The sequence below is a fragment of the Ferrigenium sp. UT5 genome, from assembly GCF_045866295.1.
GTDB lineage: Bacteria > Pseudomonadota > Gammaproteobacteria > Burkholderiales > Gallionellaceae > Sideroxyarcus.
The window spans coordinates 1-1,189 of sequence record NZ_BAAFRY010000062.1 but is presented as its reverse complement, the minus strand read 5'-3'; the positions used below and the strand labels follow the sequence as shown (position 1 = coordinate 1,189).

Sequence of the window (1,189 nt, the reverse complement as noted above, 5' to 3'; positions counted from 1 at the left end):
CATTCACGCCGCAGCGGATGAGGCGCATCTGGACAAGCGCGTCTCGATGCATACCTTGCGCCACAGTTTCGCCACCCATCTGCTGGAGCAGAAGGTGGACATCCGCGTGATTCAGGTGCTGCTGGGTCATCGCAAGCTGGACACCACCGCACGCTATGTCCAGGTTGCCACCGACCTGCTGCGCGAGGTGATCAGTCCGCTGGAAGGGCTACCGACCCAGTGATGCGGTCATGCCACGCCCCACGCTGGAGGTCGCGGATATCTTCCGCGTCCACGGGCCTGCCTGGCGTCAAGCTCAGCAGGGTCACCTGAGCCTGAGTCAACTGAAGGTCATGTCGGCCATCGAGCAATGTCGCAGTGCGGCACTGGGTGGCCATGTGCTGCACTGCACCGCCTGTGAACAGACCGAGATCTCCTACAACTCCTGCCGCAACCGGCATTGCCCCAAGTGTCAGGCCAATGCCGCCAAGCGCTGGCTCGAAGCGCGTCAGACCGAGCTGCTGCCGGTGGACTATTACCATGTGGTGTTCACCCTGCCGGAACCGATCAGTGCCATCGACTATACCAACAAGGCGGTGATCTATCGCCTGCTGTTCGAGGTCGCCGCGGAAACGCTGCGCACCATCGCGGCCGACCCCAAGCATCTGGGGGCGCGTATCGGCACGACGCTGGTGTTGCACACATGGGGATCGGCGCTCACGCACCATCCCCATGTGCATGGCATCGTGCCCGGCGGCGGGCTGTCATTGGACGGTGAACGCTGGGTTGCGTGCAAGCCGGGGTTCTTCTTGTCGGTGCGCGTGCTGTCGCGCTTGTTCAGACGGCGGTTCCTTGAGGAGCTGCTGAAGGCTCATCACCTGGGGCAGTTGCAGTTCTTCGGTGACTATGCCTCCCTGAGTGATGCGGCAGCATTCTCGGACTGGCTCGCACCGTTGCGGAGATGCGAATGGGTGGTGTATGCCAAACGTCCCTTTGCGGGGCCTGCGGCGGTACTGGCCTACCTGTCGCGTTACACGCACCGGGTGGCGATCTCGAACAGCCGACTCCTCGCGCTGGATGAGCGCGGCGTGCGCTTCAAGTGGAAGGACTACCGTGCCAAGGGAAGTACGAAACACAAGACGATGACGCTCGGCACTGGCGAGTTCATGCGTCGCTTCCTGCTGCATGTGCTGCCCACCGGCTTCCATCG

At 62.7% G+C, this 1,189-nt stretch carries 2 protein-coding genes; both read left to right on the top strand.

Annotation, left to right across the window (positions count from 1 at the left end; all coding sequences use genetic code 11):
- The coding region (locus tag ACKTSJ_RS11135) for a tyrosine-type recombinase/integrase (RefSeq protein ID WP_407900241.1) at nt 1-223 on the top strand (223 nt) is incomplete at its 5' end.
- A gap of 7 nt (nt 224-230) precedes the next feature.
- The coding region (locus ACKTSJ_RS11130; protein ID WP_407900239.1) for an IS91 family transposase at nt 231-1,189 on the top strand (959 nt) is incomplete at its 3' end.